The 15,246-nt window shown below is 66.2% G+C and carries 13 protein-coding genes; 10 read left to right on the top strand and 3 right to left on the bottom strand.

Features of this window, described 5'->3' with window-relative positions; genetic code table 11:
- Positions 1-43 precede the first annotated feature (43 nt).
- The 9 genes from ABE424_RS04585 to ABE424_RS04545 all read left to right on the top strand — a co-directional run bounded on the left by ABE424_RS04585 (position 44) and on the right by ABE424_RS04545 (position 10,052).
- Positions 44-373, top strand: coding sequence for a nuclear transport factor 2 family protein (locus ABE424_RS04585; protein WP_346491006.1), 330 nt, complete (start codon positions 44-46; stop codon positions 371-373).
- Complete coding sequence (locus ABE424_RS04580) at positions 370-1,152, top strand: SDR family oxidoreductase (RefSeq protein ID WP_346491007.1); 783 nt, start codon at positions 370-372, stop codon at positions 1,150-1,152. Before ABE424_RS04585 ends, ABE424_RS04580 begins: the two co-directional genes overlap by 4 nt.
- A 311-nt stretch (positions 1,153-1,463) precedes the next feature.
- A complete protein-coding gene (locus ABE424_RS04575) occupies positions 1,464-1,736 on the top strand; it encodes a hypothetical protein (RefSeq protein WP_346491008.1) in 273 nt (90 codons plus the stop codon).
- A gap of 304 nt (positions 1,737-2,040) precedes the next feature.
- Complete coding sequence (locus ABE424_RS04570) at positions 2,041-3,207, top strand: efflux RND transporter periplasmic adaptor subunit (RefSeq protein ID WP_346491009.1); 1,167 nt, start codon at positions 2,041-2,043, stop codon at positions 3,205-3,207.
- Positions 3,204-6,380, top strand: coding sequence for an efflux RND transporter permease subunit (locus ABE424_RS04565; protein WP_346491010.1), 3,177 nt, complete (start codon positions 3,204-3,206; stop codon positions 6,378-6,380). The genes ABE424_RS04570 and ABE424_RS04565 overlap by 4 nt, the downstream gene beginning before the upstream one ends.
- On the top strand, positions 6,377-7,843 hold the full coding sequence (locus ABE424_RS04560) for a TolC family protein (RefSeq protein WP_346491011.1): 1,467 nt from the start codon (positions 6,377-6,379) through the stop codon (positions 7,841-7,843). The genes ABE424_RS04565 and ABE424_RS04560 overlap by 4 nt, the downstream gene beginning before the upstream one ends.
- Positions 7,844-7,852: 9 nt before the next feature.
- A complete protein-coding gene (locus tag ABE424_RS04555; protein WP_346491012.1) occupies positions 7,853-8,863 on the top strand; it encodes a 2Fe-2S iron-sulfur cluster-binding protein in 1,011 nt (336 codons plus the stop codon).
- 36 nt (positions 8,864-8,899) lie between these two features.
- Positions 8,900-9,172: a heavy-metal-associated domain-containing protein gene (locus ABE424_RS04550; RefSeq protein WP_346491013.1), complete on the top strand. Its 273-nt coding sequence runs from the start codon at positions 8,900-8,902 to the stop codon at positions 9,170-9,172.
- Between the two features lie 25 nt (positions 9,173-9,197).
- A complete protein-coding gene (locus ABE424_RS04545; RefSeq protein WP_346491014.1) occupies positions 9,198-10,052 on the top strand; it encodes a hypothetical protein in 855 nt (284 codons plus the stop codon).
- 83 nt (positions 10,053-10,135) lie between these two features.
- On the opposite strand, the gene ABE424_RS04540 is transcribed toward ABE424_RS04545, so the two are convergent.
- The 3 genes from ABE424_RS04540 to ABE424_RS04530 are packed head-to-tail and all read right to left on the bottom strand — an operon-like array spanning position 10,136 to position 14,364.
- Positions 10,136-11,734 carry a DHA2 family efflux MFS transporter permease subunit gene (locus tag ABE424_RS04540; RefSeq protein ID WP_346491015.1) on the bottom strand — a complete coding sequence of 533 codons (1,599 nt, stop codon included), beginning with the start codon at positions 11,732-11,734 and terminating at the stop codon, positions 10,136-10,138.
- Entirely contained in the window at positions 11,731-12,867 is a 1,137-nt protein-coding gene (locus ABE424_RS04535) for an HlyD family secretion protein (RefSeq protein WP_346491016.1), read from the bottom strand. Before ABE424_RS04535 ends, ABE424_RS04540 begins: the two co-directional genes overlap by 4 nt.
- A gap of 30 nt (positions 12,868-12,897) precedes the next feature.
- Positions 12,898-14,364: a TolC family protein gene (locus ABE424_RS04530; protein ID WP_346491017.1), complete on the bottom strand. Its 1,467-nt coding sequence runs from the start codon at positions 14,362-14,364 to the stop codon at positions 12,898-12,900.
- 96 nt (positions 14,365-14,460) lie between these two features.
- On the opposite strand from ABE424_RS04530, the gene ABE424_RS04525 reads away from it, so the two are divergent.
- Positions 14,461-15,237, top strand: a complete 777-nt coding sequence (locus ABE424_RS04525; protein WP_346491018.1) for a helix-turn-helix transcriptional regulator — start codon at positions 14,461-14,463, stop codon at positions 15,235-15,237.
- Positions 15,238-15,246: the final 9 nt, after the last annotated feature.

The following is a 15,246-nucleotide window of genomic DNA, read 5'->3' as shown; positions in this document are numbered from 1 at the left end:
GGCACGGCTCACGCTAGGCCCATCAACCCGATGGAGCACGCCGATGAACGACCTGACCCTGCCCGAGCCGATCACGGCCTACTTTGCTGCCGACCTCACGGATGCCCACGCAGTCGCACGCTGCTTCACCCCCGACGGACGCGTGCTGGACGAAGGGAAGACCCACGTGGGACGCGCCGCGATCGAGGCCTGGAAGGCGGCTGCCTCGACCCGCTACCGCTACACCACCACGCCCCGCACGCTGGAAAAGAACGGGGGTATCTATGTCGTGACCAGTCACGTCTCGGGCGACTTCCCCGGCAGCCCGGTGGATCTGCGCTACACCTTCACCCTCAAGCAGGACAGGATCGCCACGCTGGAGATCGCGCCGTGAACTTCGATCTCCAGTTGGCCGGCACGCGGGTAGTGGTTACCGGTGGAACGCGCGGCGTCGGTGCCGCCGTCGTCGACCTCCTGGCCCGGCTTGAGGCCCGGATCGTGGCGACGGCGCGATCGCTGCCGCCAAGCGGGAGCAAGGCCGTCCATTACGTCGCCGCAGACCTCTCCACGGCCGAAGGTGCCCGTCATGCAGCGGATGCGGCACTACGCTACCTCGGCGGGATCGATATCCTGATCAACGTGGCGGGCGGCTCGTCTGCCCCCGCGGGCGGATTTGCCATGCTGGACGACGCCGAATGGATGAAGGAACTCGATCTCAACCTGATGTCCGCGGTGCGCCTGGACCGCGCGCTGCTGCCGGCGATGATCGCCCAGGGGGCGGGGGTGATCCTGCATGTGACGTCGATCCAGCATGAATTACCGCTGCCCGACGCCACGACGGCTTACGCCGCTGCCAAGGCCGCGCTGTCGACGTACAGCAAGGCGTTGTCAAAGGAAGTCACACCCAAGGGCGTGCGCGTGGTGCGCGTATCGCCGGGGTGGATCGAGACGGAGGCTGCCATCGCACTGGTCGAGCGTGTCGCCGCACAGGCGGGCACCGACCAGGAGGGCGGCAAGCAGTTGGTCATGCAGCAACTGGGCGGCATCCCGCTCGGACGGCCCGCCAGACCGGAGGAAGTAGCCGACCTCATCGCCTTCCTCGTCTCGCCACGGGCGGCGGCTATTTCCGGGACGGAGCACACGATCGATGGTGGAACCGTGCCGACGGCGTGACCGTGGTGGATCCGTCTCTATCCTTGCCCAGAAAGCATCCACGCGCACGAGACAACAATCACGAGGACGCAAACGGCCAGGCATATCCAGGCCCTTCGGCTGCCAGCCTGGCCAAGCGAGTCGAACAGCGCGCTGAAGAGGTGACCAATGAAGTCCATGGTTCGTTTCCCTTGGAATCGGCGGCGCAATCAGGGTTCCCGCGAATGCCATTTCGACCGCGGTACGCCAACTGAGTGAGGACGTCACGACGCATGACGGATGCCGAACAAGCACCATAGAATAGGAGCATGCCGGGTATCACGGAGTCGGTTGTGAGTAACGCATCGCATCGCATAAGAACGCACGTCCAGTCCGGCGACCATGCGCAGGCCTATGCCGTTGGCAAGGCGGCCTTGCGTGATATGCCTGACAACCAGGCCGTGCTGTCTGCGCTTTTCGAACTGACCGCAACGCTCCGCTCCGAGTGCATGGACATGGCGAGCCGACGAATGGACGCCAGCACCACCTACGCCGCCACCGAAGCGCTTCTGCGTGAGGTCAATGAACTCACCGGGCAGGACATGTACGGTCGGCCCCGGGGCTAGAACCCCGTAGCGGCGTCGCTGCCGCCGCGCTTGCGTCGGCCTGCACCCGCCCATGGCCGGACTGAGCCGGGCAGGACTGCTGCTCCACGCCCCGACACCCTGACGACTGCCCCCCGTGCCCGGCCTGCCTGAGCGCAGCCCAGGCGGCATCGCCATGCCTGCGGTTTGGCGTGGCCATCCGCGCAGCAGGTTGCGCACTCGGAAACCGCTTGACCTTCCCAGCGTGTCATGCCGGACAACGGTCGCCGGAGCCGTTCCGGTTCAGCAATCCAGACACCCAACCGCAGTCGCGAAAGGCACAACGATGACACTCACGCGCACCACCTTGATGACCCTGGCGATCGGCGCCGCACTCGCCCTCGCTGGATGCAGGCAGACCGCGCCCGGCGCGGGCTCCACCCAGCCGCCCGGTGTGCCGGTCGCCGAGGTCATCGTCCGCCCGGTAACGCCCTTCGCCGAATTCACCGGCTCGCTGACGGCGGTCAAGCAGGTGGAACTGCGCCCGCGCGTCGCCGGCTACATCCAGCAGGTCAGCGTGCCGGAGGGAAGTTTCGTGGAGAAGGGCAAGGCGCTCTTCCACATCGACCCGCGACCGTTCCAGGCCGCACGCGATGCGGCTGCCGCGCGTCTGCGCGAAGCCCAAGCGGCCTCGGCGCTCGCCCAGGCCGACCACGCACGCGCCGAGCAGCTGTTCGCCCAGAAGATCGTGGCCCGCAACCGGCTGGACTCGGCCACGGCGGCGTTGAATGCCGGCAAGGCACAGGTGGACGCGGCCAAGGCGGCGCTGGATGCCGCGAAACTGGACCTGGGCTTCACCCACGTCACGTCCCCGATCAGCGGCCGGGTAGGGCAGGTACTGGTCACTGAAGGCAACTTCGTTGCAGCTGGGGTGACGCCGCTCACCACGATCGTGTCGATCAACCCGCTCCACGTCTATTTCGACGTGGACGAGCGCACCTATCTGCGCTCACTGGCCGCGGGCCGGACGCAGGACGCCGCGGCCGGTCCGGCAGCCGCCAAGGTCGCGGTGGCGCTGGTCACCGACAAGGACTACAGCCGCGAGGGGCGACTCGATTTCCTCTCCAACGCAGCCGATCGCGGGACGGGGACGGTGCGCGTGCGCGCGGTGATCGACAACCCCGATGGCCAGCTCACCCCCGGCCTGTTCGCCAAGGTAAGACTGGAGGCGGGTCCGTCGAAGGACCGGGTACTGGTGTCGGATCAGTCGATCAGCACCGATCAGGGCCACCGGTACGTGCTGGTGGTGGGGAAGGGGGATACGACCGAATACCGACCGGTCGAACTTGGCCCGGTAGTGGATGGGCTGCGGGTCATCGAGCAGGGCCTGCAGCGCGGCGATCGCATCGTCGTCAAGGGCCTGGTGCGCCCCGGCATGAAGGTGACGCCGCAGGCGAGTGCCATTGACGGTACGCCGCTGAAGGCGCCGGCGAAGAAAGGAGCGGCGCAGTGAATTTCCCGCGCTTCTTCATTGATCGGCCGATCTTCGCCATCGTGCTGTCGGTGCTGATGGTGATCGCCGGCATCGTCGCCTTCTTCCAGTTGCCGCTGAGCGAGTATCCGGCGGTGACGCCGCCTACTGTCCAGGTCACGGCGTCCTATCCGGGCGCCAATCCGAAGGTGATCGCCGAGACGGTGGCTGCACCCCTGGAGCAGGCCATCACCGGTGTCGAAGGCATGATGTACATGTCTTCGCAGTCCGCGACCGACGGCCGGATGATCCTCACCGTCACCTTTGCCGACGGGACCAATCCGGACATGGCACAGGTCCAGGTGCAGAACCGGGTCTCGCGTGCGTTGCCGCGCCTGCCTGCCGAAGTGCAGCGCCAGGGCGTGGTGACCCAGAAGACGTCTCCCGACATCCTGATGGTGGTCCACCTGCTGTCGCCGGACAAGCGGTACGACCCGCTCTATATCTCCAACTATGCCTATCTGCAGGTGCGCGACGAGCTGTCCCGCATTCCCGGCATCAGCGATGTGCTGGTCTGGGGAGCGGGCGAGTACAGCATGCGGCTCTGGCTGGATCCCAGCCTCATCGCCGCCCGTGGCTTGACCGCCGGCGATGTCATTGCCGCGGTGCGCGAGCAGAATGTGCAGGTCGCCGCCGGTTCGGTCGGACAGTCGCCGGATTCCACCGCCGCCTTCCAGGTGACCGTAAACACGCTGGGCCGCCTGACCGACGAAGAACAGTTCGGCGATATCATCATCCGCACCGGCGATGACGGCCAGGTCACCCGCCTGCGCGACGTCGCACGGATCGAGATGGGCGCCGATGCCTATGCGCTGCGCAGCCTGCTCGATGGTGAGCCGGCGGTGGCCCTGCAGATCATCCAGAGCCCGGGTGCGAATGCACTCGACGTGTCGGCCGCCGTGCCCGAGACCATGGCCAGGCTCGAGAAGAACTTCCCGGAAGGCCTCTCGTCGCGCATCGCGTATGACCCGACGGTCTTCGTGAGGGCCTCGCTGGAATCGGTGGCGACGACGCTGCTGGAAGCGATCATCCTGGTCGTCATCGTGGTGGTGCTGTTCCTGCGCAACTGGCGCGCATCGCTGATCCCGTTGCTGGCCGTCCCGGTGTCCCTGATCGGCACCTTCGCCGTGATGCACCTGATGGGGTTCTCACTCAACACGCTGTCCCTGTTCGGCCTGGTGCTCTCCATCGGCATCGTCGTCGATGATGCGATCGTGGTGGTGGAGAACGTCGAACGGCATATCGAGGACGGCGAGGAGCCGCTGGAGGCGGCGCGGCATGCCATGCGCGAGGTGACCGGGCCGATCATCGCGATCACCTCGGTGCTGGCTGCGGTATTCATTCCTACGGCCTTCCTGACCGGCCTGCAGGGCGAGTTCTATCGCCAGTTCGCCCTGACGATCGCGATCTCCACGATTCTGTCCGCGGTCAACTCGCTCACGCTCAGCCCGGCGCTGGCCGGGATGCTGCTGCGACCGCGCACGATCGCACCTCCACGCGATCCGCGCAGCCTGCGTGGCCGTGCCGGGCGGGTGTTCGAGCGACTCAGCCGTCCCTCCGAGCGTGCACCGGATGCGTATGGCAATGGCGTGCGCAAACTCGTGCGGGTCAGTGGGGTAGCGCTGTTTGTTTACGGCGGATTGCTTGCGCTGACCTTGTTCGGCTTCAAGGTGGTGCCGCCCGGTTTCGTGCCGATGCAGGACAAGTATTACCTGGTGGGCATCGCCCAGTTGCCCAACTCGGCCTCGTTGGACCGCACCGACGATGTCGTCAAGCAGATGTCGAAGCTCGCACTTGCCGAGCCGGGCGTCGAGAGCGTGGTCGCCTTCCCGGGGCTGTCGATCAATGGCTTCGTCAACGTGCCCAACGCAGCAGTCATGTTCGTCATGCTCGATCCGTTCAAGGAGCGTACGTCGCCTGATCTCGCGGCGACGGCGATCGCGGGGCGTCTGCAGGCGAAGTTCGCTGGCATCCAGGATGGCTTCCTCGGTGTGTTCCCGCCGCCGCCCGTCCCCGGGCTGGGCGCTACGGGCGGCTTCAAGATGCAGATCGAGGATCGCGGCGGGGTGGGGCTGGATGCCCTGGTGCAGCAGACCCAGATCCTGATGATGAAGGCCACCGAATCCGGCCAGGTCGCCGGATTGATGACCAGTCTGGATGTCAACGCGCCGCAGCTGGACGTGGTGATCGACCGGACCAAGGCCAAGAGCCAGGGCGTGCCCTTGGCCGATGTCTTCGAGTCACTCCAGGTTTACCTCGGCTCGCTGTACATCAACGACTTCAACCGCTTCGGGCGCACCTACAAGGTCACCGCCCAGGGGGACGCGGAACATCGCATGCAGGCCGAGGCGATTGGTCAACTGCAGGTGCGCAATGCCGCCGGTCAGATGCTGCCGCTGTCGTCATTCGTGACGGTCACGCCGAGCTCGGGTCCTGACCGTGTCATCCACTACAACGGCTATCCCTCTGCCGACATCTCCGGCGGCGCGCCGCCCGGGGTCAGCTCGGGGCAGGTCGTGGCGGTGATGGAGCGCCTGGCCAAGGAAGTTCTGCCCGAGGGCGTGAGCTTTGAGTGGACCGAACTGACCTATCAGCAGAAGCTGGCCGGTGACGCGGCGCTGTACATCTTCCCGTTGTGTGTGCTGCTCGCCTACCTGATCCTCGCCGCGCAGTACAACAGCTGGTTGCTGCCGTTGTCGGTGCTGCTGATCGTGCCGATGTGTCTGCTCAGCGCGATCGGCGGGGTCTGGCTGATGGGGGGCGACAACAACGTGTTCGTGCAGATCGGCCTGATCGTCCTGGTAGGGCTGGCGGCGAAGAATGCGATTCTGATCGTCGAGTTCGCCCGGACACTCGAGGCGGAGGGATGGGCCACCGTCGATGCGGTGGTGGAAGCGTGCCGCCTGCGGCTGCGTCCCATCGTGATGACCTCGCTGGCCTTCATCGCCGGTGTGGTGCCGCTGGTACTGGCGACCGGTGCGGGCGCCGAGATGCGCCAGGCGATGGGCGTCGCGGTCTTTGCCGGCATGTTGGGGGTGACCGTGTTCGGCCTGTTCCTGACGCCAGTGTTCTATGTGGTGATCCGCCGCATTTCGTCCCGCTTCGAGAGGCGCAAGCGCGGCGCCAGCCATCCTGCACAGGAGAGTGCGTCGTGAACGATCGTCGCCGCAGGGTGTTCCTGCTTCCTCTCGCCGCCAGCGTGATGCTGACCGCCTGCGCGTCGGTGGGGCCCAACGTCTCCTCGCCAGCGCTGCCCAACCTGCCGTCGGCGCCGTTCCCCACCGAGTTCCGCGTGGGGTCGGCCGGGCTATCACCCGGTGCAGTGGACGCGGCGTGGTGGCAGTCCTTTGATGATCCGGTGCTGTCGTCGCTGATCCAGCGCGCATGGGCGGCCAACCATGACATCGGGCTCGCCGCCGCACGCCTGGACGAAGCCAAGGCGATGCTTCGCGAGAGTCGGCAGGGCTTCCTGCCGCGAGGCAGCGTAGGCGTGGGGCATGAGAACCGCCGGCTGGGCGAGGTGGAACGCGGACCGGGCCAGGCGCGCCGGACCGAGACCTATCGGGCTGCAGTCGATGCCTCCTGGGAGATCGATCTGTTCGGCCGTGTCCGCCGCTCGGCGGAAGCAGCACAGGCCGACGCCGGGTCACGCGAAGCGCTGCTGCGCGATGTGCAGGCCAGCGTGGCGGCGGCGGTGGCGGCCACCTGGTTCGAGCTGGGCGGGCTGGAGGCGGAGCTCGGCGTGGTCGCCGAGATCACCCGGAGCCAGCGCGACAGTCTGCGGCTGGTCGAGGGGCTGGTGGAGGCCGGCTCGGCCAATGAGGTCGACCGGCTGCGGGCGGACGCCGCGCTGCGCGCCGTAGAGGTGGTGGCGCCCGAACTGGCGCACCGCCGTACCGTGGCCTCGAACGCGCTCGCCATTCTGTTGGGTGAAACACCGCAGACCTTCGCCGCACCCTCGACCGCAACCGCACGCGACGCGCTGGAGGTCCGCAGGATCGCCGTGGGTGATCCCACCGCGTTGCTGGCACGACGTCCGGATATCGAAGCAGCGGAGTTGAGCCTGGCGGCAGCGACGGCACGCATCGGGGTGGAGACCGCGGGGCTGTATCCGCAGATCGAGGTGCAGGGGTCGATTGGCGTGGTGGCGGGCAGCCTGGGCTCCACGGGCGGCAGTTCGGCGCTGTCCAGCCTTCTGGCACCGCTGCTGCGCTGGTCCTTCCTCGACAGCGGACGGGTTCGCGCCAGGATCGCGGCGAGCGAAGCACGTGCGCGTGAAGCGCTGATCCGCTACGACCAGACCGTGCTGCGTGCGCTGGAGGAAACCGACAACGCGTTCGGTGCCTTCAGCGCGGCCGGCGAGGCGCTGCAGCTCCGGCTCCAGGAAGCGTCCGCTACGGGTCAGGCAGCAGGCCTTGCACGCGCGCAGTTCACCCACGGCGAGGGCATCTATCTGGATGTCCTGGATGCGGAACGGGCCGACTTCGCCAGCCGGCGTGCCTTGGTGGTAGCCCGGACCAACCAGCGCCTGGCCATTGTCAGCATCTACAAGGCGCTGGGCGGTGGCTGGCTGCCCTGCACGCAGGAAGAGATCGACTGTGGTGGTGCACATGGGTGAGCGACAGCCATGACCCGACATGTCGAACTACGCTCCGCAGGACGAACCCTCGTCGTGCCGGAGGGAACCACCGTGCTGGACGCCGCGTTGGCCGCGGAGGTGGCGTATCCGCATGGCTGCCGCTCTGGCAGGTGCGGGTCCTGCCTGTCCCGCGTGATCAGCGGGAACGTCGTGCACCTGGAGCACAGTCGCTTCGCACTCACGGACGAGCAGAAGGCCCAGGGCCTGTTCCTGGCGTGCCGTGCGCTGCCGGGAAGCGACCTGGTCGCTGCCTATGCGGGTGATGTCGACGCATGTCCTTCGCCCGCGATGCAGCGCCTGGCGTATCGGGTTGAGGCGATCGAAACCCTGACCCATGACATCAAACGCATCCGGCTCGCCACCTGCGGCGCCGAGCTGGCGTTCAAGGCCGGCCAGTATGCGCGACTGACGTTCCCGGGCGTTCCACCCCGCGATTATTCGATGGCAGGCGGGGCGCTCGATGGCGAGCTCGATTTCCATGTTCGCCGCGTGCCGGGCGGAGCCGTGACCGAATGGATCCACGCGTCGCTGAAGCGGGGCGATCCCGTGCTGGTGGAAGGGCCCCTGGGCGTCTCCCATCTGCGCAGCCAGCACGACGGCCCCATGCTCTGCATCGCCGGGGGCTCGGGTCTGGCCCCCATCCAGGCCATCGTGCACGCGGCGATCGCGGCGGACATGTCGCAGCCGATCCATGTCTACGTGGGCGCACGCGCTCTCCGTGACCTGTACCGGGTGGCGCATTTCCAGCGACTGGCGCAGACCCGGCCCAACCTGTCGTTTACCCCCGTGCTGTCCCACGATCAGCGGCAGACGATGTGGCGGACCGGCTGGGTGACCGATGCCGTGGCCCAGGATCATCCGAATGTTGAAGGGTGGAAGGCCTACGTGGCCGGGCCGCCGTTGATGGTGGATGCAGCCATGCGCGTCCTCAGGGCAGGGCGCCTGCGTCAGGAAGATCTCCACGCCGATGTCTTCTTTACGCCGGAGACGGCTGCATGAACGGAAACCAATGTACGGGCGGAGATCGCAGAACAGGTGATTGACATTGCCACGCTGTCAACGCCGAAGGTGGTCGCTGTACCACTCAATCAGGAAAACACCATGCTCCAGTTCAACATTCCCAACATGACGTGCGGGTCCTGCGCCAGGCCGGTGAGAGATGCGCTGCTGAGCGTCGACCCGCTGGCGCAGATCGAGACCGACACGCCGGCGCGACAGGTGCGCGTCGAAACCGCGCTGGACGAAGCCGCCTTCATCGCGGTGCTGGCAGAGGCGGGGTATCCGCACCAGCCGCAGCCGCGCCCGTAATTCCCTTCTCGAGGAGAAACGTCACATGTTCATGAAACAGCTTCTTACCTTCGGCGTCGCCGCCCTCGGTACCGTGGCAGTACCGTCTTCGGCATCCGACGCATCGATCAAAGGCGCCTTTGCGCTTTCCGGTACGACCGAGAAGGTCATCGCCCAACTGTCCATCGAAGAAACCGGCCCGCTGTCCCGCGATCTGTTCATCACCTTCGCCGACAAAACCACCGGAAAGCGCATCGCGCAGTTTGACGAGGAGCTGACACAGGAGCTGCATGTGCTCGCGACCGACAGCGCATTCTCCACCTTCCTGCACGAGCATCCCGGAAAAGCGGGACCGGACGGTCAGTTCCGGGTCGCGATGACCTTCCCCAAGCCCGGCGTTTACCATGTCTTCGCCGACGCAGTGCCCACCGGGCTGGGCCAGCAGGTGGTTCGATTCGACGTCAACGTGGCTGCCCCTGCCGGGGCGACATCCCCCCAGCCGGTTTCGGCCCCGAGGGAAGGGACCGATGGTCCGTATACCGTCCAGCTGGACAAGGCCGGCCTGCAGGCGGGCAAGGAAAGCATGCTGAACCTGACGGTGCTGAAGAATGGCACGCCGGCGCAGGACCTGGGCCTGTACCTGGGCGTGCCGGCCCATGCGGTGTTCGTCGGGACCGATGACCTTGCCTACGTTCATGCGCATGCAATGTCCGCCGATGCCGCCAAAGGTGCACACGGTGGACACGGCGCAGCGCATTCGCAGGCCGGACCGGTGTCGGCACGGATGATGCTCCACGCACAGCCGCCTCATGCAGGCCGATACGCCCTCTGGATCCAGTTCATGGCCAGTGATGAAATCCGCACGGTGCCGTTCGTGGTGGATGTTGCGAAGGGCTCGTAGGCCACCCAGCGGTTCCAACCCCTCTGTAGTCATGGCCGGGGTCAACCCCCGGCCACACCTGTAGACGCACAGCGGTGGTGGATCTAGTGCTTCACGCTGGACGGGCTCGCCTTCCTGCCACGAAGCAGCAGACTGCCAGCCGCGCAGCCCAGCATGGCGACTCCCGCCACCAGGAAGGCGTCGCTGTAGGCAAGCAGCAGCGCCTCACGATGGATGACCCGGTCCAGCATCGCGAAGGCCTGCTGTCGCTCCAATGCAAGGCCACTTCCGTAGAGGGCCGCCGCACTTTCCACCGGCACCTTCGCCAGCATCCTGACCAGCTCGACCACACGCAGCTGGGTCGCCTCCGCGAACGGCGACACCGATTCCCCGATGTGCACCGCATGCAGCCGTTCCCGGGTCACGATGAACTGGCTCGCCACCGCGATGCCGATGGCGCCGCCGACATTGCGCACCATCGAGAACACCCCCGCCGCCGAGCCAAGTTCCCCGCGCTCAAGCCCCTCCACGGCCATCACACTGAGCGCGACCACGATCAGCGATTGACCGATGCCGCGTACGATCAACGACGGCACGATGACGTTGCTCGCCGCATTGGCGTCCAGGTGGATGTTCATCAGACAGCCCACCGCCATGATGACGAATCCCAGCACGATGGCCGTTCTTACGCTTGTGCGTCTCATCAGCGGCGGCGTAGCGAAGGACATGATGAACTGCACGATGCCGTAGGGAATCATGGTCAGCCCGATCTGGCGCGCGTTGTAGCCATGCACGTCGGAAAAGTAATTGGGGATGAGGAATACCACCCCGAAGACCACGGCGCCGAAGGTGAACTGCATCAGGCTGGCCAAGCCGAAGTTGTAGCTGGAAAGCAGTCGCAGATTGAGGAACGGCTCCTTGCGGCGAAGCTCGATGACGACGAATGCCACCAGCCCGACCGCGGCAACGAGGGAGGCCTCGATGATGAATGACGAGGAGAACCAGTCCTTGCGCCCGCCTTCCTCCAACATGATCTGCAGTGCGGACAGACCCAGGGCCATGGCGATGATCCCGCCCCAGTCGCCCTTCCTGAACTTCTCCAGCGCCATTGGCTCCGGCCGGATCGACCAGCCGATCGCAGCCAGAAGCAGCAGCCCGGGTGGGACTTGGAGATAGAAGATCGCGCGCCAGGAATAGGCATCGGTCAGCCAGCCGCCCAGCGAGGGCCCCGCGGCCTGTGCAACGTTGTTTGCAATGGCGAACAACGCCATGCCGAAGGGATGCTTCGAGGAGGGCAGCTCGGTCACGATGAGCTGGAAGGAAAGCGGGATGAGGACGCCGCCAAAGGCACCCTGCAGGGTGCGCGCCAGGATCATTGCGTTGATGTTGGGCGCTATCGAGCAGGCCATCGAGAAGATCACGAAACCAGCGGCCCCTACCATCAGGACGCGACGGACGGTGAACACTGCTGCCAGCCACGCCGCCAGCGGGATCACGATGATCTCCGCCACGAGATAGGCGGTGGTGATCCACGAGCCTTCTTCGAAGGTCGCACCCAGCGAGCCGCGCACATCGGGCAGTGACGCATTGGTGACGTGGACGTTCATGCCCGCCATGAAACACCCGACCACGCCGCCGATCACCGCGACCCAGGAGCGCAGGGAGACCGATTCTTCGCCAGACAGTGCAGTGGCGGCGGTCATGGATTGGATTCCGGTCGGGTATTGATTGCCGCCACGACCGACATTCCCGGCCGGAGGCTGGAGAGCGTCGGCTGGTCGGCATCCACGGCGATGCGCACCGGGATGCGCTGCACGATCTTGGTGAAATTCCCGGTGGCGTTATCCGGCGGCAACAGCGCGAACTGTGCGCCGGATGCAGGCGCGAAGCTCTCGACGCGGCCTTTCAGCACTCCGCCACCCAGCGCATCGACCTCGACCTCCACACGCTGGCCGGGTGCGACGCCCTCCAGCTGTACTTCCTTGTAGTTGGCGATGACGTAGACCTCGTTCGGTACGATCGCCATCAACGGGCTGCCCGGACCGACGTACGCTCCCACCCGCGCGGCACGTTGGCCGATGGTTCCCCCCATCGGCGCGCGGATCACGGTGTGTTCGAGATCAAGGTTTGCCAGCGCCAAGCCGGCTTCGGCCTGCAACAACGCTCCGCGCGCTTCCTCCAACGCGGCACTTGAGCGTTGTCGCTCTGTCGTCAGCACCCTCGCATAGGCTCTGCTCGCCTCGGCGGTGGCACGCGCGGCCTGCACCGCGGCCTCTGTACGCGTCGCACTGGCGTCGGCCGCTTCCAGGTGCCGTGCATCGGAGGCCTGTTGATGCTCCAGCGCACGTTCACGCCGATACTCCAGGGTTGCTTGGCGATGATCAGCCTGGCGAGCCTGCACGTCTGCGGTGGTCGCGGCGATCACACTGCGTTGCCGCTCGCCTTGCGCATCGAGATTGGCAATGGCCGCGTATTGCGCGTCCAACGCTGCCTTTGCGGCCGCGACCGCACCCTCGGCCCGAGACACGCGCATGCGGTAGTCCCGATCATCGAGCGTCGCCAACACATCGCCTTTGGCGACGCGCTGGTTGTCGCGCACCCCCACGTTGACGATGTAACCGGTGACGCGCGGACTGACGGTGGCGATGTCAGCCCGGACATAGGCGTTATCGGTACTGACCATGAAGCGGCCGGCCGTCCACCATCGAATGCCTGCGCCACCGGCAGCTAGCAGGCACAGCGCGATCGCGCCTATCACCGCGGGGCGGCGTGTCTTGCGGATCAGCGAACCGGACGCATCGGCATGTGCGCTGTGGGAAGGAGTTGTATTGGTCATGTTGGCTATCAGAGGAGGGGGGAAGGGGGTTCAGCGCGCCGCATCGACAGCGCGAGTGATCACAGGTCGGCGTACCGCGGGCGCCTGTTCCCAGCCGCCACCGAGGGAGCGGAACAAGGCCACCTGGTCCGAGGCAACGTCGGCCTCCGCCGAGGCGAGCATCGCTTCCGCCTCGACATTCCGGCGCTGCGCATCCAGCGCATCCAGTTCACTTATCGCGCCGGCGCGGCGGCCCACCCCGGCCAGGCGGGCCGCCTCGCGGCTCTGCTGGACTGCCGTAGCCAAGGCGCTCTGACGGCGCACTGCCGCCGCGTAGGTGGCGAGCGCCTGCTTCACGTCTTTGAGTGCCGTCAGGATCACGGCGTCGAAGCGTGCAAGTGCGGCCACTTCCTGGGCCTCGGCCTTCGCTATCTGCGCACGCGCGGCGCTGCGGTTGGGAAAGTGCCAGGACAGTGCCGGCCCCACACCCCAGACGATCGAGCCGTGGTCGCGCATGCCGTCCACGGTCGGCGCGGAACTGGCTACGGAACCCAGGATTGACACCGTCGGATACAGACTGGCCATGGCTACGCCGATGCGCGCGGTACTGGCCTCAAGCCGCCGCTCCGCCTCGCGGATATCCGGTCGGCGCTGCAGCAGTGCTGTCACGTCTCCGATCGGGATCGGTGCCGTCAGTTGAGGCACGCTGACACAGCCCGTCGCAGGGGTGGACAGATGATCCGGGGGACGTCCGGTCAGCACGGCCAGTTCGTACAACGCATTCTGCCGCGCGGCCTCGATGGCCGGAATTGCCGCACGCACCTGTTCCATCAGTGCCGCCGAGCGCGCGGCATCCAGTGACGTCGTGCCACCCGCAGCACGCAGCGCGTTCTTCAGTTCCAGGTTGCGCGTGACTACGGCGAGCGACCTTTGCGCTACTTCTGCGCGCGCTGCGAAGCCACAGCTGTCCAGGTAGGCACGCGTCGTTTCGGCCGCTACGACAACGCGAACACTGTCTTCAGCGGCCAGGGTTGCCGCCTCGTCGGCGCGGGCGGCCTGGATGCTGCGGGCGATCTGGCCAAACTGGTCGAGCCGCCAGCCTGACGAAAGCCCCGCGGTGTAGCGCGGTCCGGTGCGTACCTCGGTTTGATCCAACGCGGCTGCGATCTGGTCACTGACCGTGCTGCCATACCCGATGTCGCTGGACACGGTGGTGACCGGCAGGCGACTGTCCTGGCGTTCCAGGAGCACCGCGTGGGCTTCGGCGAGATTCGCCGAAGCCACCCGCAGGTCGCGGTTGTTCTGCAGCGCCTCGCTGACCAGCGCATCCAGCGTGGGGTCCTGATAAAGGCTCCACCATCGAGGCACGGTGGGCAGGCCCACGCTGGTGCTGTCTGATGGGTTCAACGATGGCGCTGCGTCGAGGGTGGAACGGGGGGACCGCGTTGGACCCACGGCGCATCCGGAGAGGGCGGTGGTAGCCAGCAAACACAACAGGAAAGGACGGGAAACAATCATGGACGAGGGGCTTGTGGGTGTCGTGGAGCCAAGGCATCTATGACACCAGCCTCACCTCTGTCCTTCTCCCGCCTGGCGGACTACCATCGTCGAGATATGGACAAAAAACGCACTGTCAGCGATTGCCACGCCACCGACCGCCCCGTCGCAGCCCTGGCCACGCGACATCCCCATGGTGAACATATCCGTCCGCACAGCCATGCGCGGGCGCAGTTGATCCATGCACTCAGCGGCGTGTTGACGGTGGTCAGCGCTGCTGGAAGCTGGGTGGTGCCGGCCGGCAGGGCGGTGTGGATGCCTGAAAATGTCGTCCACGGAATCCACATCGCCGGCAATGTCGCCATGCGGACCCTCTACCTTGCACCGCAGGTGCGGCCGGGCCTTCCCACCCACTGCGAGGTCATCGAGGTATCAGCGCTGCTGCGTGAGGCCATCATCGCCGCTACCGCGATCCGCCTGGATTACGGCAATGGGGGGCGCGACCAGCGCGTCATGGACCTGATCCTTGACGAGATCGAAGTGGCTCCCCGGCTTCAACTGCATGTCCCGCTGCCGCGCAATCTCAAGCTGCTGCGCCTCTGCGAACGAATGATCGCCGAGCCCGCTGAACCGGTAACGCTGGAAGGCCTGGCGCGCGAGATGAACACAAGTGGGCGAACGGTGGCGAGGCTGTTCCATCGAGAAGTCGGCATGAGTTTTGGCGACTGGCGGCGGCGAATGTGCCTGCTGCTCAGCCTGCCGCGTCTCGCCTCGGGCGTCTCCATCCTCGAGGTCTCGCTGGAGCATGGGTATCAGAGCCCAAGCGCGTTCTCGGCCATGTTTCGCCGCTCTCTTGGGGTGTCACCAACGGAGTATCTGGTCTCCAAAGTGTGAGGTTTTTGG

Source organism: Stenotrophomonas sp. TWI1149 (assembly GCF_039673155.1).
Lineage (GTDB): Bacteria > Pseudomonadota > Gammaproteobacteria > Xanthomonadales > Xanthomonadaceae > Stenotrophomonas > Stenotrophomonas maltophilia_AA.
This window is presented reverse-complemented; position numbering and strand designations above follow the sequence as displayed.

Coding starts and splice junctions, on each gene's coding strand:
- ABE424_RS04525 (WP_346491018.1), top strand. CDS start 14,461: ATGGACAAAAAACGCACTGTCAGCGATTGCCACGCCACCGACCGCCCC.
- ABE424_RS04570 (WP_346491009.1), top strand. CDS start 2,041: ATGACACTCACGCGCACCACCTTGATGACCCTGGCGATCGGCGCCGCA.
- ABE424_RS04530 (WP_346491017.1), bottom strand. CDS start 14,364: ATGATTGTTTCCCGTCCTTTCCTGTTGTGTTTGCTGGCTACCACCGCC.
- ABE424_RS04555 (WP_346491012.1), top strand. CDS start 7,853: ATGACCCGACATGTCGAACTACGCTCCGCAGGACGAACCCTCGTCGTG.
- ABE424_RS04540 (WP_346491015.1), bottom strand. CDS start 11,734: ATGACCGCCGCCACTGCACTGTCTGGCGAAGAATCGGTCTCCCTGCGC.
- ABE424_RS04585 (WP_346491006.1), top strand. CDS start 44: ATGAACGACCTGACCCTGCCCGAGCCGATCACGGCCTACTTTGCTGCC.
- ABE424_RS04545 (WP_346491014.1), top strand. CDS start 9,198: ATGTTCATGAAACAGCTTCTTACCTTCGGCGTCGCCGCCCTCGGTACC.
- ABE424_RS04535 (WP_346491016.1), bottom strand. CDS start 12,867: ATGACCAATACAACTCCTTCCCACAGCGCACATGCCGATGCGTCCGGT.